The sequence below is a fragment of the Mucilaginibacter rubeus genome, assembly GCF_014643835.1.
GTDB lineage: Bacteria > Bacteroidota > Bacteroidia > Sphingobacteriales > Sphingobacteriaceae > Mucilaginibacter > Mucilaginibacter rubeus.
On record NZ_BMKD01000005.1, the window covers coordinates 196,854 to 218,313 of the forward strand.

Annotated in this window: 24 protein-coding genes; 17 read left to right on the forward strand and 7 right to left on the reverse strand. The window is 44.3% G+C overall.

What is annotated here, in order from left to right:
- The first annotated feature begins 15 nt into the window (after positions 1-15).
- Positions 16-675: a tRNA (guanosine(46)-N7)-methyltransferase TrmB gene (trmB, locus tag IEX80_RS17745; RefSeq protein WP_090532351.1), complete on the forward strand. Its 660-nt coding sequence runs from the start codon at positions 16-18 to the stop codon at positions 673-675.
- A complete protein-coding gene (locus IEX80_RS17750) occupies positions 675-1,010 on the forward strand; it encodes an MGMT family protein (protein ID WP_188833644.1) in 336 nt (111 codons plus the stop codon). The genes trmB and IEX80_RS17750 overlap by 1 nt, the downstream gene beginning before the upstream one ends.
- 376 nt (positions 1,011-1,386) lie before the next feature.
- On the opposite strand, the gene IEX80_RS17755 is transcribed toward IEX80_RS17750, so the two are convergent.
- Entirely contained in the window at positions 1,387-1,746 is a 360-nt protein-coding gene (locus tag IEX80_RS17755; RefSeq protein WP_090532356.1) for a VOC family protein, read from the reverse strand.
- Between the two features lie 127 nt (positions 1,747-1,873).
- Positions 1,874-2,251 (reverse strand): VOC family protein, encoded by a 378-nt coding sequence (locus tag IEX80_RS17760; protein ID WP_188833645.1) that lies wholly within the window; start codon positions 2,249-2,251, stop codon positions 1,874-1,876.
- Positions 2,252-2,363: 112 nt separating this feature from the next.
- On the opposite strand from IEX80_RS17760, the gene IEX80_RS17765 reads away from it, so the two are divergent.
- The 7 genes from IEX80_RS17765 (at position 2,364) to IEX80_RS17795 (ending at position 10,465) form a co-directional block, all read left to right on the forward strand.
- Positions 2,364-2,711 (forward strand): carboxymuconolactone decarboxylase family protein, encoded by a 348-nt coding sequence (locus tag IEX80_RS17765; protein ID WP_090532360.1) that lies wholly within the window; start codon positions 2,364-2,366, stop codon positions 2,709-2,711.
- Between the two features lie 107 nt (positions 2,712-2,818).
- Positions 2,819-3,439: an ExbD/TolR family protein gene (locus tag IEX80_RS17770; RefSeq protein WP_090532362.1), complete on the forward strand. Its 621-nt coding sequence runs from the start codon at positions 2,819-2,821 to the stop codon at positions 3,437-3,439.
- The gene (locus IEX80_RS17775) at positions 3,423-3,986 is read left to right on the forward strand and encodes a DNA-3-methyladenine glycosylase I (protein ID WP_188833646.1); all 564 of its coding nucleotides are present in this window, start codon (positions 3,423-3,425) and stop codon (positions 3,984-3,986) included. Before IEX80_RS17770 ends, IEX80_RS17775 begins: the two co-directional genes overlap by 17 nt.
- 158 nt (positions 3,987-4,144) lie before the next feature.
- Positions 4,145-6,952 (forward strand): DNA polymerase I, encoded by a 2,808-nt coding sequence (gene polA, locus IEX80_RS17780; protein ID WP_188833647.1) that lies wholly within the window; start codon positions 4,145-4,147, stop codon positions 6,950-6,952.
- 571 nt (positions 6,953-7,523) lie between these two features.
- On the forward strand, positions 7,524-8,948 hold the full coding sequence (locus IEX80_RS17785; RefSeq protein WP_188833648.1) for a glycogen synthase: 1,425 nt from the start codon (positions 7,524-7,526) through the stop codon (positions 8,946-8,948).
- The gene (locus IEX80_RS17790) at positions 8,945-10,207 is read left to right on the forward strand and encodes a glucose-1-phosphate adenylyltransferase (RefSeq protein WP_090532368.1); all 1,263 of its coding nucleotides are present in this window, start codon (positions 8,945-8,947) and stop codon (positions 10,205-10,207) included. The genes IEX80_RS17785 and IEX80_RS17790 overlap by 4 nt, the downstream gene beginning before the upstream one ends.
- A 72-nt stretch (positions 10,208-10,279) precedes the next feature.
- Positions 10,280-10,465 carry a hypothetical protein gene (locus IEX80_RS17795; protein WP_188833649.1) on the forward strand — a complete coding sequence of 62 codons (186 nt, stop codon included), beginning with the start codon at positions 10,280-10,282 and terminating at the stop codon, positions 10,463-10,465.
- A 215-nt stretch (positions 10,466-10,680) separates the two neighbouring features.
- On the opposite strand, the gene IEX80_RS17800 is transcribed toward IEX80_RS17795, so the two are convergent.
- The 3 genes from IEX80_RS17800 to IEX80_RS17810 all read right to left on the reverse strand — a co-directional run bounded on the left by IEX80_RS17800 (position 10,681) and on the right by IEX80_RS17810 (position 13,311).
- Positions 10,681-11,358 carry a metal-dependent hydrolase gene (locus IEX80_RS17800; RefSeq protein ID WP_188833650.1) on the reverse strand — a complete coding sequence of 226 codons (678 nt, stop codon included), beginning with the start codon at positions 11,356-11,358 and terminating at the stop codon, positions 10,681-10,683.
- 301 nt (positions 11,359-11,659) lie between these two features.
- Positions 11,660-11,974, reverse strand: coding sequence for a YbaB/EbfC family nucleoid-associated protein (locus IEX80_RS17805; RefSeq protein ID WP_176625932.1), 315 nt, complete (start codon positions 11,972-11,974; stop codon positions 11,660-11,662).
- Positions 11,975-12,099: 125 nt separating this feature from the next.
- Positions 12,100-13,311 (reverse strand): serine hydrolase domain-containing protein, encoded by a 1,212-nt coding sequence (locus tag IEX80_RS17810; RefSeq protein WP_129568956.1) that lies wholly within the window; start codon positions 13,309-13,311, stop codon positions 12,100-12,102.
- 109 nt (positions 13,312-13,420) lie between these two features.
- On the opposite strand from IEX80_RS17810, the gene IEX80_RS17815 reads away from it, so the two are divergent.
- From IEX80_RS17815 to feoB, 6 genes are all read left to right on the forward strand, one after another.
- On the forward strand, positions 13,421-14,398 hold the full coding sequence (locus IEX80_RS17815; RefSeq protein WP_229701669.1) for a tetratricopeptide repeat protein: 978 nt from the start codon (positions 13,421-13,423) through the stop codon (positions 14,396-14,398).
- A 123-nt stretch (positions 14,399-14,521) separates the two neighbouring features.
- Entirely contained in the window at positions 14,522-14,902 is a 381-nt protein-coding gene (gene gcvH / locus IEX80_RS17820) for a glycine cleavage system protein GcvH (RefSeq protein WP_090532379.1), read from the forward strand.
- A 1-nt stretch (position 14,903) separates the two neighbouring features.
- Positions 14,904-15,293 carry a VanZ family protein gene (locus IEX80_RS17825; protein ID WP_188833652.1) on the forward strand — a complete coding sequence of 130 codons (390 nt, stop codon included), beginning with the start codon at positions 14,904-14,906 and terminating at the stop codon, positions 15,291-15,293.
- Entirely contained in the window at positions 15,290-15,442 is a 153-nt protein-coding gene (locus IEX80_RS17830) for a hypothetical protein (RefSeq protein ID WP_188833653.1), read from the forward strand. Before IEX80_RS17825 ends, IEX80_RS17830 begins: the two co-directional genes overlap by 4 nt.
- A 440-nt stretch (positions 15,443-15,882) precedes the next feature.
- A complete protein-coding gene (locus IEX80_RS17835) occupies positions 15,883-16,098 on the forward strand; it encodes a FeoA family protein (protein ID WP_090532383.1) in 216 nt (71 codons plus the stop codon).
- 10 nt (positions 16,099-16,108) lie between these two features.
- The gene (gene feoB, locus IEX80_RS17840) at positions 16,109-18,223 is read left to right on the forward strand and encodes a ferrous iron transport protein B (protein ID WP_188833654.1); all 2,115 of its coding nucleotides are present in this window, start codon (positions 16,109-16,111) and stop codon (positions 18,221-18,223) included.
- Between the two features lie 237 nt (positions 18,224-18,460).
- Here the strand turns inward: feoB and IEX80_RS17845 are convergent, their stop codons facing one another.
- Both IEX80_RS17845 and IEX80_RS17850 read right to left on the reverse strand, forming a co-directional pair.
- Positions 18,461-19,390, reverse strand: a complete 930-nt coding sequence (locus IEX80_RS17845; RefSeq protein WP_090532387.1) for a TIGR01777 family oxidoreductase — start codon at positions 19,388-19,390, stop codon at positions 18,461-18,463.
- A gap of 2 nt (positions 19,391-19,392) precedes the next feature.
- A complete protein-coding gene (locus IEX80_RS17850; RefSeq protein ID WP_188833655.1) occupies positions 19,393-20,211 on the reverse strand; it encodes a DCC1-like thiol-disulfide oxidoreductase family protein in 819 nt (272 codons plus the stop codon).
- Between the two features lie 316 nt (positions 20,212-20,527).
- On the opposite strand from IEX80_RS17850, the gene IEX80_RS17855 reads away from it, so the two are divergent.
- Together IEX80_RS17855 and IEX80_RS17860 are read left to right on the forward strand one after the other, a co-directional pair.
- The gene (locus IEX80_RS17855; RefSeq protein WP_188833656.1) at positions 20,528-21,145 is read left to right on the forward strand and encodes a hypothetical protein; all 618 of its coding nucleotides are present in this window, start codon (positions 20,528-20,530) and stop codon (positions 21,143-21,145) included.
- A complete protein-coding gene (locus IEX80_RS17860) occupies positions 21,142-21,444 on the forward strand; it encodes a winged helix-turn-helix domain-containing protein (RefSeq protein WP_091166986.1) in 303 nt (100 codons plus the stop codon). The genes IEX80_RS17855 and IEX80_RS17860 overlap by 4 nt, the downstream gene beginning before the upstream one ends.
- Positions 21,445-21,460 lie beyond the last annotated feature (16 nt).

Consider the following 21,460-nt stretch of genomic DNA (forward strand, 5'->3'; position numbering starts at 1 on the left):
TTTTAAAAACGTAAAGTGGGAAAAGATAAGTTAAGGCGCTTTGCCGAGGTTGAAACCTTTAGTAATGTATTGCAATTAGATGCCGGCAAACCTTTCAAAGGCCAATGGAGCCGCGAATTTTTCAAGAACGACAACCCGGTAGTGCTTGAACTGGCCTGCGGCAAAGGTGAATATACCGTGAACCTTGCCCGCATGTTCCCTGATAAAAATTTCATTGGTATCGACTATAAAGGCAACCGCATCTGGCGCGGTGCAAAAACAGCTATTGAAGATGGTGTGCCCAATGTTGCTTTCCTGCGCATTCAGATCGAGAACCTGCTCGATTATTTCGCTCCCGGCGAAGTAGATGAGATCTGGATCACCTTTCCAGATCCGCAACCGCAGATAAGCCGCGAAAAAAAGCGACTGACATCGCCCCGGTTTTTGGATAAATACATCATCACGCTAAAGCCGGGCGGCTGTGTTAACCTTAAAACGGATAATGATGGCTTACACGCCTATACCGTCGAAAAAATTGACGAGCTAAAGCTAAACCTTCACGCCAGAACCGAAGACCTTTATCATTCGGAATATGCAGACGATGTGCTTTCTATCAAAACTTACTACGAGAAAAAATATTTAAAGGATAACAAAAACATTAACTACCTTAAGTTTTCATTTCCTGAAAACGCCTGATGGAGGACATTAATTTTTTTGAAAAAGTATACCAGGTAGCCCGGCTCATTCCACCCGGACGGGTAACCTCCTATGGCGCTATTGCAGCCTATCTTGGTACCAAAGGCTCATCGCGGATGGTAGGCTGGGCAATGCAGGCAGCAGCCGGGAACGTAAAACCTCCGGTGCCAGCGCACCGGGTAGTAAACCGTCAGGGCTTGTTGACAGCAAAAGCCCACTTTGGCGGTAACCGCATGGCCGAAATGCTGGAAAGTGAAGGAGTAAAAGTAGTTGATGATCAGATCCAGGATTTCAAATCGCATTTTTGGGACCCGATGGTGGAGCTGGCGTTGTAAACTCCCGCTAAACTCATTTAACCATGTCATTGCGCAGCGCGGCAATCGCACGGAAGCATAACCGCCCTGTATATGTGGTTGCTTCGTCGTTTCTCCTTATAATGACGTGATTGTAAGTTATTGATTATCAAAAGTGAATTTTGGTTTTTAATGATAATGTGGGCGTTGCCTCCGGCCCGGGCTATCCGCTACAAGTCCTCGCCTTGCCCACACACAAGGTCTCCGCACGCTGTGGGCTATCCGCTACTATCCCTAACGCTGCCCTACGCACCATACCTTAAATATACCAACGCGGAGACGTCATTTAGTTTTTTTCCAGGATTCCCTGATGGTTACTGCAACGACATATTTTTATCTCATCATCTGTTAATTTAATTCACTCCGTAAACTGCAGCAATTCCATCCTGTTCCCAAACGGATCGATAAATGAAAACCGCGTGCGATCCGGAAGAACAGGTTCTTCCCAAAACTCAACGCCATAGCTTTCCAAATGGCGGCGCGCTTCTGCAATATCAGTAACCTCAAAGGCGGTATGTCGCGATGTGCGCGGTAAAGCATCTTCAGTACTTAAATGAAGCTGGATATCTGATATCTGAAACCAGTAGCCCTTTGAATTAAAGGCTGGTCGTTCTATCCGTTGCAAACCCACAACGTCGGTATAAAAAATCCTTGCTTCTTCCAGCCGTTCCAACGGAACACAAACCTGGATATGGTCGGCGCGTTTAAAGTTGATCATATTATGAAAAAGGCGTCATTGCGAGGTACGAAGCAATCGCGAACTATACAGAGAAACTTGCTTAGTCGCTCTGCTGTTTGGGGATTACTTCGTCTCCGCAATGACGATTTGTTAATCAATAAGTTAATTATTCATGCTCGGCAAAAGTAAGCACATAACCATTATTATCTTTTATCGAGAATTCGGTTGCACCATAAAAGGTTGCTTCAAGTACTTTTAATACGGTTACTTTATCCTTTATCTCTTCAAAAAAGGTACGGATATTTTTCAGGTTGATGTACAACAGTAATGAGCCGCCATCAACTCGGCTTATCTCAGGCAGGTCATCGGCTAAACTGCTAAACGTTTGGAACATCATGGTAACGCTGCCATTGGTCATCATTGCCCAAACAAGATCGGGCCCGGTTTCGGGAACACTCATTGCCACTTTAAAACCAAGCAGTTCATAAAAGCTGATGGTTGCATTAATATCGTTTACAAAAATGTTAGGTGATAAACTTTCCATAATTAGTGTGTAAAGAATTTGGTTAACGCCATAAAAATAACGATCCAATCTTTTAAATGCTAAATATTTTAGCTTAATTAGCTTAAATTTTTATTAACAAACACAACACCCCGTGGGAAAACTTGTAGAAGAATTTGACGCCTATCGCTCTAAAATGAACGACAGGATCATGGAAACCGCCAATACCAACATTAAACGCTTTTTTGCGCTTGATACCACCAGCTATGCCGAAGGTGCACTGGATGTTAAAACCAAAGAAATGCTCGGCCTGGTAGCCAGTATGGTTTTACGCTGCGACGATTGTATCAAATACCACCTCGGCAAATGCCACGAAGCCGGCGTCAACCATGATGAAATGAACGAGATCTTTATGATTGCCAATTTGGTTGGCGGATCAATAGTTATTCCGCATTACCGCAGGGCTGTTGAGTATTGGGATGAGTTAAATGAAGTGAAATAAGTACGCAACAACGTCGTTATAAGGAGTGAAGCGAGTTCCTGTTTAGCAGTATAGGATTCGCTCCTTGTAATGCCGTTGTTTAATCCTTTACTTAACCTTTTCACACCATGTACAGACCTAAATTCCGCAGAAAGCATTTTGACGTAGACATGTTTCCGATGTTCAATTTATTATTGATCGTGTTATCATTTCTCATGCTGAGTGGTCGTCCCGCAATACGTTATCCTATTTTGATCAATTTGCCAACGGGGTCTTCTTTTAATACTGCAGATCCTGATAGCTACTTCACCATTACCACTATACTTATCGGACAAAAAAAGTTAATGCTAAAGCTTGATGCTCCAGATATACGCGAAGCAACACTCAAACAAATAGGAAATAAATACAACACTGATTTCACACCAGCTGAGATAAATAAATTTGGCGAAACGGATGTGATCGGAACGCCATTGGCTCAAATCAAAAAATATATTTCGGGTTACTACAACGCTACAGACTATTACAATCAACCGGGATTAAGGCTCGATGAATTAGCCGAATGGATAAAAGAATCGCGCAAAGCTACCTTCGAAAAACATAATAGTTTAACACGTATTTTTATTATGGCCGACGGAGAAACCCCTTACCCCGAGATCAAAAATGTAATAGACATGTTAGGCCAGCAAAAAATCACCAAATTTTCAATCATTTATTCCTACCTAAGACAATATAATGAGCAATCAAACTAACAACTTAACCCGCTGCTCCTGGGCAGGCACCGACGAATTATATATCAAATACCATGACGAGGAATGGGGCAAAGAAGTTCATGACGATCATACCTTATTTGAATTTCTGATATTAGAATCTGCACAGGCCGGGCTTAGCTGGATCACTATATTACGCCGCCGCGAAGGCTACCGCAAGGCATTTGCCAATTTTGATGTGCAAAAAGTGGCAGCTTTTACCGATGAAGATGTTGAGCGCTTAATGCACGATGAGGGTATCATCCGTAACAGACTTAAAATATTAGCCGCTATCAACAATGCTAAACTGTTCATCGGTATACAAAAAGAATTTGGTTCGTTTGATAAATACCTGTATAGCTTTATGCCCGATGGAAAACCCATCGTAAATCATTGGCACAAAATACCGGCAACCAGCCCCGAATCTGACGCCATCAGTAAGGATATGAAAAAGCGGGGTTTTAAGTTTTTCGGCAGTACTATTTGTTATGCCCACATGCAGGCTACCGGTATGGTAAATGATCATATTCCTGATTGCAGCTTCAAATAAAACAAACACGAATTTTCACGAATGTGACCGAACTACACAAATTGATAATGAAATTAAAACCATGCAATTCATTAAAAATCGTGTTCTTTGCATAAACACCGGCATCAAAAAATTCGAGTCAATTAGCTTAAATTCGTGCAATTAGTGTCAATGATATTATGAAAAAACTATTTCTTTTGGATGGCATGGCCCTTATTTACCGGGCGCATTTTGCTTTAAGTAAAACACCACGGTTTACCTCAAACGGGCTAAACACCTCGGCAATGATGGGGTTTACCAACACCCTGCTGGACGTTTTGAAAAAGGAGGCCCCCACCCACATGGCCGTGGTTTTTGATACCGAAGCACCAACCGAACGACATACCGATTTTGAAGGCTACAAAGCCCATCGTGAAGCCATGCCCGAAGATTTGGCGAAGGCTTTACCTTATGTTATAAAAATCATATTGGGTTTTAACATCCCGGTTATCACCTCCGATGGATACGAGGCCGACGATATCATCGGTACCCTTGCAAAAAAAGCTGAGCAAAAGGGCTACACTGTTTATTGTATGACTCCTGATAAGGATTTTGGCCAACTGGTATCAGATAATATTTTCATTTACAAACCGGCCCGCATGGGCAACGAGATGGAAATACAGGGCGTTAAAGAGATATTGGCGAAATGGGAAATTGAGCGTGTTGACCAGGTGATAGATATTTTAGGCCTATGGGGTGATGCGGTAGATGGCATTCCGGGCATTCCGGGCATCGGCGAAAAAACGGCCAAAGCCCTTATTAAACAATATGGCTCGATGGAAAACATCTTTGAGCATAGCCACGAGCTTAAAGGCAAACAGCGCGAAAACGTTGAACAGTTTAAAGAGCAGGGCCTGATGTCGAAAAAATTGGCCACCATATTGCTAAATGTACCGGTTGAACTGGATGAAGAAGGCCTCGAAGTATGCGCTCCAAGTAAGGAACTATTAGAGCCGCTTTTTGCCGAATTGGAGTTCCGTACCTTAGGCAAGCGCGTTTTTGGCGATGATTTCAGCATAACCGAGTTAAAGCCTGCCGGAACCCAGATAGATCTTTTTGGCAATCCAACGGCAACTGGTCGTACCACCATGACGGTTGATGTGGAAGATATTCGTGAGGACCTGATCATCGCTGCCAAAAATATTAACAATACGCCGCATGAGTATCATTTGGCCGACACCCTTGAAAAACGGGCCGAACTGATCAAAATATTAGCGCAGCAGCCAACCATTTGCTTTGATACCGAAACCACCGGTACCGATCCTAATCATTGCGAACTGGTAGGCCTGTCGTTTTCTGTTAAACCTGGCCAGGGCTGGTATGTACCCGTTCCTGCTGACCAGGCAGGGGCGCAAAGCATTGTTACCGAATTTAAAGCGGTGCTTGAAAATGAAAATATCGGCAAAATAGGGCAAAACATCAAGTTTGATATCCTGATGCTGAAGTGGTACAACATTGAAGTAAAAGGCACCCTGTTTGATACCATGCTGGCGCATTATATCCTTGATCCGGATACCCGCCACAATATGGATATCCTGTCGGAAAATTACCTTGGCTACAAACCGGTTTCCATAACCGAGCTCATAGGCCCCAAAGGCAAAAACCAGGGCAATATGCGCGATGTGGATTTTGAAAAAATAAAAGAATACGCCGCCGAGGACGCCGACATCACCCTGCAGCTAAAAGATGTTTTTGAGCCTAAACTAAAAGAGGTTGAAGGCGAAAAACTGGTGAATGAAATAGAGCACCCGCTTATTTACGTACTGGCCGATATGGAGTACGAAGGCGTAAAAATAGACCACGATACACTGCGCGATTTTAGCAAGCAACTGGAAACCGATATCGCTCAGTACGAAAAAACGGTTTACGAAAAGGCGGGCGTTAAATTCAACATTGCCTCGCCAAAACAATTGGGCGAAGTGCTGTTTGAAAAACTGATGCTTGATCCTAAGGCTAAAAAAACCAAAACCGGCCAGTATCAGACCGGCGAGGATGTATTGCTTTCATTAGCCGCCAAGAGTGATATTGTGCGCGATATCCTGGATTTCCGCCAGCTGCAAAAATTAAAATCAACATACGTAGATGCGCTGCCGCAGATGGTAAACCCTAAAACAGGCAGGGTACATACTTCATACAATCAGGCCGTCGCCGCGACAGGCAGGTTGAGCAGCGTTAACCCCAACCTGCAAAATATCCCAATCCGTACCGAGCGCGGCCGCGAGGTGAGGAAAGCCTTTATCCCACGCGACAGCAACCATACCATTGTATCTGCCGATTATTCACAGATCGAGCTTCGCATTATAGCCGAGATCAGCAAGGATCCTAACATGATGCAGGCTTTTATTGATAACCATGATATTCATACGGCTACTGCTGCCAACGTTTACGGTATCGGGCTTGATGAGGTAACCAGCGATCAGCGCCGCAACGCCAAGGCGGTTAACTTCGGCATTATTTACGGCCAGTCGGCCTTTGGCTTATCACAAAGCCTGGGGATTCCGCGTAAAGAGGCTGCCGAGATCATCGAGCAATATTTTGTGCAGTTTGCCGGCATTAAACAATACATGAGCGATACCATGAACTTCGCCCGCGAAAATGGCTACGTGTGCACGCTGATGGGCCGCCGCCGCTATTTGCGCGATATCAATTCGGCCAATGCAACCGTTCGCGGTTTTGCCGAGCGAAATGCTATCAATGCGCCCATACAAGGTTCGGCTGCCGATATGATCAAAATAGCCATGATCAATATTCACCGGGAATTTAAAGCGCAAAAGCTGGATGCCCGTATGACCATGCAGGTACATGACGAGTTGGTGTTTGACGTGCCTAATCATGAGGTAGAGATCGTGAAACCGATCATTATGCACCACATGAAAAACGCCATCAAAACCGAGGTACCCATCATGGTAGAGATTGGAACTGGCTTAAACTGGCTGGAAGCGCATTAAGCGCCCGTTGTTAAAGTGACTAAAATGTCATTGCGAGGAGAAACGACGAAGCAATCGCATGCTGTACAGAGCGAACCTATATAGTATGTGATTGCCACGCTTCGCTTATAATTACATGACTGTAAGCTACTGATTATTAATTGTACTTTTGAACGATTGTATAACATGGGCGTTGCCTGCGGCCCGGGCTTTCCGCTACAAGTCCTCGCTTTACCCGCATACAAGTCCGGCGCACGCTCCGGGCTTTTCACTGCAATCCCTAACGCGGCCCACACACAATATCGCTAAATATATTTTACACGCCATCACGATTTTTCGGGCTATCCTGGCGGACACCGCAATGACATATTTATAATTTATGATGCATTTTGCAATATAAGACTATTTTTCCCTCTTCATAATACACTAACCTATACTTATCCCTTTCCTTTTTCCCTATCATTTTTACAACTATAACATCTTAACGGTAATAAAATTTCAGCGCTTTTAATCTAAATTTTACAAAACTATATTAATTGCCGCGGGTTTCTCTTTTGGTAATCTTTGCTTAAATTGAGCCAATAAAACCTGAATGAAAATATACCATTTGAGTGCCGAGTGCTATCCCGTTGCTAAAGTTGGCGGGCTTGCCGATGTTGTTGGCGCATTGCCTAAGTACCAGAACCTTGCAGGTTTGCAGGCTGCAGTTGTCATGCCTTTTTACGACCGTAAGTTTACCCAGGAAAACGAATTCGAAATTATTTTTGCCGCAGCAACCTTGCTTGGCAACCGCCGTCTTTTCTTCGAGATACTGAAAGAGAAAACAAATAAACTTGGTTTTGAACTTTATTTAGTAAAAATTCCTGGCTTGCTCGACAGGGAAAATATCTACAGTTACCCTGATGAGCGCGACCAGTTCATGGCTTTTCAATTGGCATTTTTAGATTGGATCAGTTATTCACAGCAAACGCCTGATTTGATCCATTGTCATGACCACCACGCCGGGTTAGTCCCGTTTTTACTTTATCATTCCAAACTATATACAAGGCTGGCCAATACCCCAACCATATTTACCATACACAACGGCCAGTACCACGGCGCTTTCGGCTGGGACAGGCTATCCTTATTACCTGAAATTGACCTGACCAAAACGGGCTTGCTTGACTGGGCGGGCGGGATCAACCCACTTGCCGCCGCGGTTAAATGCAGCTGGCGTTATACAACGGTGTCTCCAACTTATTTGGAGGAGCTTACTTATAACTCCAATGGTTTGGAGTACCTGTTTTACATTGAACGGGCAAAGGGCTACGGTATCATGAACGGCATCGACACCGAGGTTTGGAACCCGCAAACCGACCCGATGATCCCAACCAAATTTTCGGCTAAAACATTGGCCAAAGGCAAAAGGGCTAATAAAGAAGCTATTTGCAAACGCTTTGAGCTCGATCCCGAAAAACCGTTATTCACTTTTATCGGTCGCCTGGTTGTTGAAAAAGGGGCCGACCTGTTGCCAGCCGCCATTGAGCGCAGCCTGCTCGAAAACGAAGGCGAAGTAAACTTTATCATATTAGGGGCCGGCGATAAGGAAAATGAACTGGCGCTGCTTCAGCTTAAAAATAAATATCCTGAACATTGTAATGCTTTTATTGGCTATGACGAGTCATTGGCGCACCTGATTTATGCCGGGGCCGATTTCCTGCTGATGCCATCGCGGGTAGAGCCCTGCGGCCTTAATCAGCTTTATGCACTGCGTTACGGCACCATGCCAATTGTACGTACTACTGGTGGATTGAAAGATTCTGTCATTGATTTTGGCGATGAGGGAGGCTACGGGATCCGCTTTGTACAGGCCAGCGTACAAGATATTTGCCACTCGGTTTTCAGGGCAAAACAACTTTACCAGGATAGCGCAAAAATGCAGCAGCTCCGCAAGCAAATGATGGCCCTTGATTTTTCATGGGCACGCTCAACACAACAATACACTGAACTATACGAAAGCTTAAAACTAACTTTATGACATCCAAAGTAATCTCCATTGTGCTCGGTGGCGGCCAGGGCAGCCGTTTATCACCGCTTACCGCAACGCGGTCAAAGCCGGCAGTTCCAATTGCGGGTAAATATCGTTTGGTGGATATTCCCATTTCAAACTGTTTGCACTCGGGTATTACGCGTATTTATGTGTTAACGCAATTTAACTCGGCCTCGTTAAACAAGCACATCAAAAACACCTACCACTTCAGCAGTTTTAGTGATGCTTTTGTTGATATTCTTGCGGCAGAGCAAACACCATCAAGCGTGGCCTGGTTTCAGGGTACGGCCGATGCTGTGAGGCAAAGCTTACACCACTTGGCGGTCCATGAGTTTGAGTATGTGCTGATCCTGTCGGGCGATCAGTTGTACCAGATGGATTTTGAAGATATGATCAACCATCATATCGAAACCAATGCCGAGATTTCGATAGCTACCATCCCTGTTGATGCGGCTGACGTTCCGGGTTTCGGGATCCTGAAAACTGACGAAAACAACATGATCACCTCATTTATCGAAAAACCTAAAAGCAATTTTGAAAGTTGGGCGTCAGAGGTTAGTCCGGAGATGGAAGCTGAAGGCCGTGTATACCTGGCGTCAATGGGTATCTACATCTTTAATCGAAAATTGCTATATGAATTGCTTGAAGGCAACGAGCGTACCGACTTTGGTAAAGAGATCATCCCACAATCAATTGAAGGCCATCGCGTAGCCAGCTATCAATACGAAGGCTACTGGACAGATATTGGTACTATCCCTTCATTTTTCGAGGCCAACCTGGGTTTAACCGATAACATCCCCAAGTTTAACCTGTTTGATAAAAACCCGATCTACACCCGTGCGCGCATGTTGCCGCCGTCAAAAATATCAGGCACGCTGATGGAAAAATCTATTGTTGCCGACGGCTGTATTATCAATGCCAAACAGATCATCCATTCTATAATAGGGATTCGTACCCGCATTGGAGTTAATACCATTATCGAAAACTGTTACGTAATGGGCAGCGACAATTATCAAACCCTTGAGGAAATTGCCGAATGTAAAGAAAGCGGTTCGCCAATTATGGGTATAGGCGATAATTGCCATATCCAAAACGCCATTATTGATAAAAATACTTACATCGGTAATAACGTAACCATCAACTGCGGCGAAAAACTTGAAGACGGTGACTATGGAACCCATACCGTGCAGGATGGCATTGTTGTAGTTAAGAAACGGGCTATAATACCAAGCGGCACGGTTATTTAATTAAAAAATAAAAAAAACAAACCATAGTTAATTTGTTATAGATAGAACTAACCATCTAAAACATAATCAACTATGAAAAAGGCACTATGTATGATCGCTTTAGCAGCGATCTCGTTCAGCAGCGTTTTCGCTCACGGTACAGTAGTTCGCCCCTCAAAAGGCATTATGCAAACTGATACTACCAAGAAGAAGAAAACGAAAAAAATGAAAAAAGATACCATCATGAAAAAAGACACCATGAAGATGAAGAGAAAATAAGTCTTTAGTCTGAAGCCGGAAGTTTAAGTCCGGTGGTATCAAACGTAAACAGCCCCGGCAAAATGCCGGGGCTGTTTACGTTTGAAAATATCTCCAACCGTCATTGCGAGGTACGAAGCAATCCCAAACTTTACAGAGAGACTTGTACAGCCGCTCTGCTTCATGGGGATTGCTTCGTACCTCGCAATGACGATTATTTTATTTGATGTGTTTTTTTACAACTCAATAGTTTCGCCAATAGCCGGCAACTTCAAATTCAAGCCTGCTTTGATAAACTTCTCTGTTACTTCATCCTTGTCAATTTTAATAACCGGGAATGAATCATAATGAATGCCGATGATGTTTTTACAATTGATAAACGCCGACGCTTTAATGGCATCATCCGCACCCATGGTATAATTATCACCTATAGGCAGAAATGCCCAGTCGAGATTTTCATCGGCCAGGAGTTTCATATCATAGGTAAGCGCAGTATCGCCTGCAAAATAGATCACTTTTCCTTCTGCATAAATTAAGAAACCCGCAGGATTACCACCCGGCGAGCCATCGGGCAAGGTACTTGAATGTATAGCGTTTACCATTTTAACCCTGCCAAAATCAAAGTTAAAGCCACCGCCAATGTTCATGCCATGTACATTTTCAATGCCTTTAGTACCAAGCCATCCGGCAATTTCGGCAATGCAAACTACTTTTGCACCACTGCTTTTGGCAACTTCCAACAAATCGGTCACATGGTCGCCGTGCCCGTGCGATACCAGAATATAATCGGGCTTCAAGCTGTGGATATCAATATCCTTTGCCAGCGGGTTAGGGCTTATAAACGGATCGAAAAGTAATTTCTTTCCACCAGTCACAATCTCAAGGGCCGACTGGCCATAGTAAGTAGTTTTCATAGAAAATAGTTTATTAACCTAATTCAAAAGTAAACACTTATAATCCCGATTTGATTTATTGGCAGAAAAGTTACAGCAGTTTTTTGAACAAAAAAAAGCAAGGGGCAGCTTTAAAGTTAATGTCAATTCCGACCGAGCCCGGGAAGACTTGCACATGCAGAATAGGGAGAAAATCCTGTACGCCCTTGTAAACTCACTTAGCACAGTTTGTTATGCATGGCGTATAAGGTTTCTCTTCGCACAGCCGGTGTTGCCCGCCCTCGCTCATCGAAATGACATTTTTAAGATGGATGGTATAATTTTATTTGCCAAACATATTACCCAAGCCGCCTAAACCACCAAACATACTTTGGGTCATGGCAGCCATTTCGCTTTGGCTGATGTTTTCGGCTTGTTCAAGAGCCTTGTTGATCGCAACAACCAATAACTCTTCCAGTTCCTCTTTGTCGGCACCGGCTAAAAAATCAGGATCTATCTGTACCGATTGGATCACTTTATTGGCATTAGCGTTCACAACTATTTTGCCGCCCTCGGCTGTGCCTGATACACTGATGGCATCAAGGCGTTTTTTCATTTCGCCAGCCTTTTGCTGGGCTTCCATTAATTTATCAAACATGATTTTCTAGTTTTTAGTGAGTGGTTGATTAGGTGAATGGTTGGAATACGGATTGAGGAAAGGTGATCAATCGGTTTATTAAAACCACTCACCAAATCAACTCAATAAACCTTTCACCAAAAAAATTAATCATCACTGGTATCGCCATTACCATTGTATGCGCTTTTACGTACAATAGGCATGCCAGCAGCTTTAAACAAGTCATCGAGCTTTAATAAACTCCCGTTGGCCAGGTTGGTAAGCAATACTATGGTAATGTCGTGTTTCATATCCCGCAGGTAAATATGCCTGAACCCATGCCACCAGCCGGTATGATAAATTACCTCCTCGCCCGGTGCTGTAAATGTACGCCAGCCGTAGCCGTAGTTGAAATGTCCGTGCACCATCGGGTTGCGCGGCACATAGGCCGAATCAAGCGTGGCCGGTTTTAATAACAACCCCGCGCGCAGAGCACGATCAAACAGGAACAGGTCACCAACCGTGCTGTAAATGCCTTTATCACCCACCGGGCCGTCCAAAAAGTTCTGCACTACCGAATAACGCCACTGGCCGCGGTCGTGCCCCACCACATCAACCGGGATTTTATCATAAACCGCTTTTGAGTAAACATGGGTATGTGCCATACTGGCTGGTTTAAACACATTTTCCTGCATAAATTGGGCATAGCTCATTCCGCTCACTTTTTCAATGATGGAACCAAGCACCATAAAGTTGGAGTTGTTATACAGGAAGCGTTTATTCGGTTCATTGAAACGTGTTGGCTTATAATCGGCAATCATTTTCATAGCCTCGGCATTGGTAAGTCCTTTGCGCTGGTTCAGGTGATTTTTCCGGTAAATATCGTCGATAAAATATACATAATTCATCATACCCGAGCGGTGGGTAAGTAACAAGCGAATGGTTACACCATCGTAGGGAAAATCAGGGAAAAACTTTTTAACGTCATCGTCAAGCTTCAATTTGCCGCGTTCCATCAGCAGGAGGATGGCGGTTGATGTCATAGTTTTAGTTACCGAAGCCAGCTCAAACTGCGAGCCTATTTTCAGACTGTCGCGATGCAGGTAGTCGGCCCAGCCAATGGCTTTTTCATAAACTATTTTTCCTTTTTTTGCCACCAGCACATTACCGTTAAAACCGCGGGTACGATGCAGCTCCTGCATTACGGCGTCTATCTTTTTATCAGCATTTTTAGGATTGTAGGCCAGCAACGCCGTGGTATCAAGCGGCCTGGCGGCAACCTGCGATTGCGATTGGTCTTTGTTTTTATTTTTGGATGAACAGGCTAACAGTAACAGGGGGGCAGCAAACACTACCAGGCTTTTGTACACTAATCTCATAAATCAATTTATCTCACACTAAACGAATGCGAAAATTAGAAATTATACAGCAGGTATTGATTAAAGTTTTAAAATTTTCTGTTAGTTAGCACAATTAGTATGTTTAAGTATGGTTTTGTTGAAAAAAGGCTTGTTTATTATGGCCCTCGTGCTTAGCACAGGGTTGGCGCATGCTCAAAATACGGATGTCAATAGTATTATTAAGGAGGGTATCAAACTTAACAGCGAAAAAAATTATTCGGCGGCTATTGAAAAATATAAAGAGGCACTTGCCGCCGAGCCAGATAACGCGCAGGCCAACTATCAGCTGGCCTTCAGCCTTGCTGCATCAGGCAAGGGTACGGAAGCGGTGCCTTATCTCAACAAAGTGATAAAAACAGGTGGCGACCTAACTGGGCCTGCTTATGAATTAATGGGCAGCATTTATGATACTGCACGTCAACCCCAACAGGCCATCGACGCTTATAAAGAGGGGATTAAATTGAAGCCGGGGTATCAGCCGCTGTATTTTAACCTGGGGATAGCCTATTTCCGCGCGCAAAAATATGCCGATGCCGAGCTGGCTGCCATTGAAGCCATTAAACTCGATCCTAAACATGCTAATAGCCAACGCTTATACGGGCTGGTAACTTTCCACCAAAACAAAAGGGTACCGGCATTAATGGGTTTGTGTAGTTTCCTTTTACTTGACCCGGAGGGACCCCGTGCAGATGAAGCCTATACCAACCTGCAAAGTTTACTAAAAGGCGGCGACCTGAAAGCAGCTAAAGCGGATCCGGAAACCCTGTTACTAAATAAAACCCTAAGCGCCGCCGTTTCGGTTTCTGACGGTCAGCTGGAAACCCAGTTGAAAAACATTTTTACGGCGGTTGGCAAACTTGGCGAAAAGCCGGGCAGGCAATCCTTCTTTTGGGATTATTACGCGGCTTTCTTTTATAAGCTGGCCCAATCTCAAAGCTTTTCAACAGCAGTTAAATTAATTAGCTTAAGCGCCGATAAAACAGCGGGAGCAAAGTGGCTGCAAAACAACCCAGACCAACGGAAGGCCCTGGATGACTGGATGGCATCTGCCGAAAGAAAGTTTTAATTACAAATTTATCGCTGATAAATCATTGCTATGCCATATAGAAAATGATGATTTTATAATTTACATATCAATAATTGCGAAAGCCAAAGTTTTACTATTTTTGAGCACACAAAATTTAACGACATGAATTTTCCGGCTGAATTAAAATACACCAAAGACCACGAGTGGATTAAGGTTGAAGGCAATGTAGCTACCGTAGGCATCACCGAATTTGCTCAAAGCGAACTGGGCGACATTGTGTATGTTGATATTACTTCATTAGGTAAAGAGGTTGCTAAAGACGAAGTTTTTGGCACCGTTGAAGCAGTAAAAACGGTATCAGACCTGTTTATGCCTGTTGCCGGCACCGTAACAGAAGTTAACCCGGCATTAAATAACCAACCCGAACTGGTTAACACCGACCCATATGGCGAAGGCTGGATGGTAAAGATCACCGTAGCTGATGCTGCCGATGCTGACTCACTTTTATCTGCCGGCGATTATAAAACGGTTATCGGCGTATAAGATGAAGCTGTTTTTAAAATATCATGGGCCCGCTATTTTGTGGGCCTTATTTGTTTTAATTATTTGCTCGGTACATCTTGATTCTGTTGATAAATCCCCGCTGTTTTTTAGGGGCTTTGATAAACTCACGCACTGCGGTTTGTTTTTCACCCTTATTGTATTGGTTTGTTTTGGCGTTATCAGGCAACAAAAACCACGGCAGATTACGTATACAAGGGCATTCGTGATATGGGCAACCAGTGTATTTTTCGGGGCGCTTATTGAAGTGCTGCAGGCATCTGTTTTTACCTGGCGCAGCGGCGACTGGAACGATCTTTTTTGCGATGTACTTGGAGCGTGTATGGGGATTTTTAGTGTAATGCTAACTGTTGAGGCAATTGGAAAAAAATGAAAAAAAATAAACTGGTCATTTTATTAGGCGCGCTGCTGTTAACAGCAGGTTCATCATGCGGCATTTTCCATAAGGGTTGCGGCTGTCCGCATTTCGGGGAAATTAAATCTGCCGATTCCAGATGTGCAGATGTGCAAATGATGGCTTAGCCAGGTAAATCTATATCAGCAAAGCACATTTACTATCAATTACGGGTGTTCAATTTTTTAAAGTGTAAACACTTGGAATTATTTTCAAAAAAAACATCGCTGATAATCAGATACTTAATTTTACTAACTATTAGCAAAGCACCCAACATGAACACATCATCATTGATAATCAGCGACTTGCATTTTTTTAGAAATTAAACGTTGAACACCCGCTTTTTAAAAATTGAACACTGACATAATCGTGTCAGTAAAGCATTGTCAATACAATTTAAAACCTGTTTGCATATCCTAAATCTGCCTGTCTGCCCCCCCTGTATACGTACAAGCTTCATACTAAAGTCATTTGTACAACTGCCTATTTAAAATCTGCACATCATAGCAAATCTTATTTGGATTTAATATAAATAAGCTTACATTTGCTACGTTTTATATTATAAATGATGAAGCTGTCACAACTGGAAATAGGCGAAACTGGTATTGTAAAGGAATTTACCGATCTTGAAATGTCAGTAAAACTGATGGAGATGGGCTGTTTACCCGGCGAAGAGGTTCGCATTTCGCGTATCGCTCCACTTGGCGATCCTATTGCCATCAGCGTATCTGGTTATCAGCTTAGCTTACGCAGGTTTGAAGCATCCACCATCATTTTGCAGTAGTTTGTAAGCGTTGAAAACCAATATAAGAGTTGCACTTGTAGGAAATCCAAATACCGGTAAATCAACTCTCTTTAATATACTAACCGGGCTAAATCAAAAAATCGGAAACTTTCCGGGGGTTACTGTTGATAAAAAAACAGGCTTTTGTACCCTGCCTGACGGCCGCACAGCCGAAATAATTGACCTTCCGGGTACTTACAGCATCTATCCCAAAAGTAAAGACGAATCCATCGTATTTTCGGTACTGGCCGATAAATCAAAAGGCATGGTGCCCGATTTGGTTGTGGTGATCCTTGATGCATCCAATTTAAAACGCAACCTGCTGCTTTATACCCAGGTCGCAGATCTCAAGATCCCCGTAGTGGTGGCGCTTAACATGGTAGATGTGTCGGACAAGGCGGGCATCAAAATCAATATTGATCTTTTTGCCAAAAAACTGGGCGTTCCGGTAGTCCCTATCTCCGCCAGGAAAAATACAGGCATTGACAAGCTTAAAAGCGCCATTGCTTTTGCCAACAGCGTACCATTGCAGCAGGATACTATTGATATCGAAAGCATCGCGCCGGGCATCATAGCGCAAATAAAAGGGGAGATGCAGGTTGAAAATCCATATATAGCCTTGCAACTTGCCCACCAGCACGAAACGCTAAGCTACCTTTCAGCAGCCGAAAGCGACCGGATTGAACAACTGGAGCGTGAGCATTCTTTCCACTCGCAAAAGGCGCAGGCTACGGAAACCATCGCCCGTTACAACTTCATCAACGACCTGCTTTACGATACGGTTAAAAAAGCTGAAACGGCGCACGACGAAACCATAAGCAACAAGATAGATAAGATCCTTACCCATAAAGTGTTTGGCTTTGTGATCTTCTTCGCCATCTTACTGTTCATATTCCAGGCTATCTTTTCATGGTCGGAATACCCGATGTCGCTCATCGAAAACCTGTTTATCTGGCTGCAGGCCGGCGCCGCTAAAATACTGCCTGCCGGTCCGCTGAGCAGCCTCATCATCGATGGGGTATTGGCCGGCCTGAGCGGAGTATTGGTATTTATCCCGCAGATCGCCATCCTCTTCGCGCTTATTTCTATTTTGGAAGATACAGGCTACATGTCGCGCGTTACTTTTATGATGGATAAGGTGATGCGCAAGGTAGGGCTTAACGGCAAATCGGTAGTACCCCTTATCGGCGGTTTTGCCTGCGCGGTGCCTTCTATCATGAGTACCCGTACTATCGAAAACTGGAAGGACAGGATGATCACCATTATGGTTACCCCCCTGGTAGCCTGCTCTGCCCGTTTACCGGTTTATACCTTGCTTATTTCATTGGTAGTGCCCAACCGCAACGTTTGGTGGATCTTTAATATGAAGGGCCTCGCGCTTACTGCCATGTATGTGCTCAGCATCTTTTCGGCTATTATTGTGGCTTTTGTGATGAAGTTTATCCTCAAAGCCCGCGAACGCGGCTATTTTATTATGGAACTGCCCGTGTACCGCATGCCAAGGTGGAAAAACGTGATCTTTACGATGTATGACCGTTCAAAAACGTTCGTACTGCAGGCCGGTAAAGTGATCATTGCGGTCTCGGTGATCCTGTGGGTAATGAAATCATATGGCCCCGGCGACAGGTTTGCCCAGATAGATAAACAATACGCCCAGCCTCAATATACCAAAACCATGACGCCGGATAGCCTCAGCAAAGTTATCGCATCCGAAAAACTGGAAAACTCATACGCCGGCGTATTTGGTCATGTTATTGAACCCGTTATTAAACCCCTTGGCTTCGATTGGAAGATAGGTATAGCCCTCATCAGCTCCTTTGCTGCCCGCGAGGTATTTGTGGGCACCATGGCCACCATTTACAGCGTGGAGGGCGATGCCGATAAGATGCAATCGGTTCAGCAAAAAATGCACGAGGCTAAAAATCCGCAAACCGGAGAGCCGGTATTTACCTTAGCGGTGGCTTTCTCCCTCATGATGTTTTATGCCTTCGCCATGCAATGTGCCAGTACAGTGGCCGTTGTTTACCGCGAAACCAAAGACTGGCGCTGGCCCGCTGCCCAGTTTGCCTATATGACCGCGCTGGCTTATACGGCGAGCTTTATCGTATACCATTGGCTCAAGTAATTTTTAGTTCATGGATCATAGTTGATGGTTCATAGCCCTAAATGTTTCAGCAATGTTTGCACTGCTGAAGTCTCCGACTTTGGATAGCGAAGTATATCGGGGGCTGAAGTAGTTTTAGTTCATAGTAAAAACTATTCTTACCAATACCTGCTTATTAAGTTTCGCTATTTAAAGCCCAGACTCCCGGCAGCGTCCGTGTTGAAGAAATTCATCACGCGTTGCCATATTATTAACCTGCTACCTCTTCAAACTCAAAATATCATGCACCGCATGCTCCGCTTTTGGGTATTGAAATATAAACCCGCTATCCAGTAAGCGTTTGGGCATTACCCACCGGCTTTTTAATATCAGTTCGGTTTCGGTACCGATTACCATCGCGCCGACTTCCAGCAGCCACTGAGGGGCAGGTAAACCGAAAGGCGCACCATAAGCCTTGCGGATAATCTGCATCATATCAGTATTCTTTGCGGCTTCAGGGGCAGTGCAGTTAAATATGCCATTTAATTCGGGGTGGTCTAACAGCCATTGGGTGCTCCGGGCTACATCATGCTCATGCACCCAGGCTATGTATTGCTGCCCATCGCCTTGTTTGCCGCCGAGGCCAAACCTAACCAGGTTAAGCAACCGCGGAAAAACGCTGTCGCTTCGGCCTAACACAATGCCCATGCGCAGGGCAATTTTACGGGTATGGGGCGTATCTGTTTTAAAGAAAGTGTTTTCCCAGATGTTGCAAACATCAATAGAAAAGCCATAACCAATCTCACCGGTATCCTCATCCTGCGGACGGTCTTCAGCATGCCGATAGATGGTGGCAGAAGTTACATTGATCCAAACCTTTGGCGGGTTTTCCATCTTATGGATCACCCTGCCTAATAGTTCGGTAGGTACCACCCTTGAACGGATGATCTCCCGCTTGTTCTTTTCGGTATAGCGGCAGTTTACATTTTTGCCGCACAGGTTGATCAGCATATCGGCACCGGCAAGGTGAACCGTCCATCCCCCTTCGGTTTCACCATTCCAAACAGCGGTATGTACATTGCCATCAACAGGTTTTTGTTTGCGGGCCAGGATGATCACCTCGTCTGCCAAATCGCGGTAGTATTTGGCCAGCACGGTACCGAGATAACCGTTGCCGCCGGCCAGTACGATTTTTTTATAAGCTTTCATGATCAGTTAAGGTTTAAAATAAGTAATAATAAAACAATACGATAAGTTACCCAGGTAACGGTGAGCACCCAGCCAAGCCCAAGCAATTTGGTACGGCGGACGTGTTCAAGGAGCATTAAACCTGCTACCGCCATAAAATACAGGGTGTAAATCAGCGGGCCGAATTGAAAAAAGTGATTTACAACCAACCCCATCAGCAGTAATAAGCTGCCGGCAAAAGAGATGGTCATCATGTTGCCGAGGTAGGTCCACAGGTTACGGCGGTCAAAGCTGCATATAGCTGCTCCCTGGAAAAGGATCTGCCCGCCACAAATCAGGTACTCACGATAGGGGCTGCCTAAAGGAACAATCCCCCTAAGCAGATGTGCATAAGCGGTAAGGATAAACCCTGTACAAAACCAGGTGAAAAGCAAATACAATAAACGATAATGCAGCTTAAACGCAGGCTGGTATTCGAAGCCGGTTTCGGCAGCAGGGATAATTACCCTCCTATTGTATGATATAAAAGCATAAACCTTGCTCATGAGCCAGATGAATGGTTTAAAAGCAAATAAGGGAGTAAATACAGGCCAGGTATTGGCAATTATTTTGAAAAGGCTTTTAACACCGTAGGTAACCTCGCCGCTTTTCAGGTTAATTAAGGCTATTTCGTTAACAGCCCGTTGCCTGTCATAAACAGGGCAGGTACCTGCATGTGCTTCCTGGTACGCAGCGCGGCCATCAGCATCAAGCATCCCTGTTTTTACAAAGGCACCGGTATAAGCACGGCACATGGGGCATTCTGCATCAAACAGGATCATGTGGTTCTTGAGCGTTTTCATAATTTTCAGTGTTTTCTGAAACAAATATACAATATATTTTAAACTTTCAATAAATACTGAAATTAAATTAAGTATGCCGGCGTGTTAACTCACCCCGACATCGCTGCGCTTGTCACCCCTCTCTACGCAAGCGTAAAGAGGGGATTTATTCTTTTATTTTTCTTACCTTCTTTCCGCCGAAGGCGAAGAGAGGGTGGTCCAGCGAAGCGCAGACCGGGTGAGTTAACTATGCGCGATGCAAATAATTTGAGAAAACTCAATCCCCCTCTTGCAAAATCAAATCTTATATTTAACTTTGAACAACAAAGTACTTTTGATGAAAGAACAAGATATTCATGCAGAGTTAAGTTCCATCCGCGACCTGATGGAGCGTTCGGCCAAGTTTATTTCGCTTAGCGGCCTTTCGGGTGTGATGGCAGGCATCTATGCCTTCGCCGGCGCCGGCATAGGATACAGTTTGCTGCAGGGCGAGTATACTACCCTCAGGGAGCGCCATACTTACAATGAAGAATTGCTGATCATAAAATTATTTATCGTGGCAATCGCGGTGCTTGTATTGTCTATTGGCACAGGGATCTGGTTATCGGTACGCAAGGCTAAAAAAAACAGTCAGCCTTTTTGGGGCGCCGGAAGCAAACGCCTGCTCATTAATATGGCAATCCCATTGGTAAGCGGCGGTTTATTTACTATTATACTTGTTTATCGTGGTTATTATGGTGTTGTGGCACCTGCTACATTGATATTTTATGGCATGTCGTTAGTTGCAGGCAGCCATTATACATATTCGGGTATTAGAAGCTTGGGGATATTGGAGATTTTATTAGGTTTGCTGTGTGCTGTAATGCCGGGTTACGGCTTAATTTTCTGGAGTCTGGGTTTCGGCCTGCTCCACATTATTTATGGTACAGTAATGCATTTTAGATACGATAAGTGAAGATATCATTAGATCAGTTTGATAAAGCCTTTGAAAACCGCATTCGCCTGCAAATCATGAGCGTATTGGTTGCTAATGAAAGCTACGACTTTAACTCGCTTAAAGAATTGCTTAACCTTACCGACGGTAACCTGGCATCGCACCTGAAAGCGCTGGAGAAGGAAGAATACATCCAGGTGGAGAAAACTTTCATAGGCCGCAAACCCAATACACGTTACCTGGCATCCGAAAAAGGGCGGGCCGCCTTCAAATTGCACCTCCTTGCCCTCGAAAATTTGATCAAACAACAAAAACTGTAATTTTTTTTATCTATAA

Excerpts from the sequence above, each read along its gene's own strand:
- IEX80_RS17835 (WP_090532383.1), top strand. The coding sequence starts at position 15,883 with ATGAAGCTGTCACAACTGGAAATAGGCGAAACTGGTATTGTAAAGGAA.
- IEX80_RS17855 (WP_188833656.1), top strand. The coding sequence starts at position 20,528 with ATGAAAGAACAAGATATTCATGCAGAGTTAAGTTCCATCCGCGACCTG.
- IEX80_RS17845 (WP_090532387.1), bottom strand. The coding sequence starts at position 19,390 with ATGAAAGCTTATAAAAAAATCGTACTGGCCGGCGGCAACGGTTATCTC.
- IEX80_RS17805 (WP_176625932.1), bottom strand. The coding sequence starts at position 11,974 with ATGTTTGATAAATTAATGGAAGCCCAGCAAAAGGCTGGCGAAATGAAA.
- gcvH (WP_090532379.1), top strand. The coding sequence starts at position 14,522 with ATGAATTTTCCGGCTGAATTAAAATACACCAAAGACCACGAGTGGATT.
- IEX80_RS17775 (WP_188833646.1), top strand. The coding sequence starts at position 3,423 with ATGAGCAATCAAACTAACAACTTAACCCGCTGCTCCTGGGCAGGCACC.
- IEX80_RS17825 (WP_188833652.1), top strand. The coding sequence starts at position 14,904 with ATGAAGCTGTTTTTAAAATATCATGGGCCCGCTATTTTGTGGGCCTTA.
- IEX80_RS17790 (WP_090532368.1), top strand. The coding sequence starts at position 8,945 with ATGACATCCAAAGTAATCTCCATTGTGCTCGGTGGCGGCCAGGGCAGC.
- IEX80_RS17785 (WP_188833648.1), top strand. The coding sequence starts at position 7,524 with ATGAAAATATACCATTTGAGTGCCGAGTGCTATCCCGTTGCTAAAGTT.
- IEX80_RS17815 (WP_229701669.1), top strand. The coding sequence starts at position 13,421 with ATGGTTTTGTTGAAAAAAGGCTTGTTTATTATGGCCCTCGTGCTTAGC.
- IEX80_RS17755 (WP_090532356.1), bottom strand. The coding sequence starts at position 1,746 with ATGATCAACTTTAAACGCGCCGACCATATCCAGGTTTGTGTTCCGTTG.
- IEX80_RS17810 (WP_129568956.1), bottom strand. The coding sequence starts at position 13,311 with ATGAGATTAGTGTACAAAAGCCTGGTAGTGTTTGCTGCCCCCCTGTTA.
- IEX80_RS17760 (WP_188833645.1), bottom strand. The coding sequence starts at position 2,251 with ATGGAAAGTTTATCACCTAACATTTTTGTAAACGATATTAATGCAACC.
- IEX80_RS17770 (WP_090532362.1), top strand. The coding sequence starts at position 2,819 with ATGTACAGACCTAAATTCCGCAGAAAGCATTTTGACGTAGACATGTTT.
- IEX80_RS17750 (WP_188833644.1), top strand. The coding sequence starts at position 675 with ATGGAGGACATTAATTTTTTTGAAAAAGTATACCAGGTAGCCCGGCTC.
- IEX80_RS17795 (WP_188833649.1), top strand. The coding sequence starts at position 10,280 with ATGAAAAAGGCACTATGTATGATCGCTTTAGCAGCGATCTCGTTCAGC.
- IEX80_RS17850 (WP_188833655.1), bottom strand. The coding sequence starts at position 20,211 with ATGAAAACGCTCAAGAACCACATGATCCTGTTTGATGCAGAATGCCCC.
- polA (WP_188833647.1), top strand. The coding sequence starts at position 4,145 with ATGAAAAAACTATTTCTTTTGGATGGCATGGCCCTTATTTACCGGGCG.
- IEX80_RS17800 (WP_188833650.1), bottom strand. The coding sequence starts at position 11,358 with ATGAAAACTACTTACTATGGCCAGTCGGCCCTTGAGATTGTGACTGGT.
- IEX80_RS17830 (WP_188833653.1), top strand. The coding sequence starts at position 15,290 with ATGAAAAAAAATAAACTGGTCATTTTATTAGGCGCGCTGCTGTTAACA.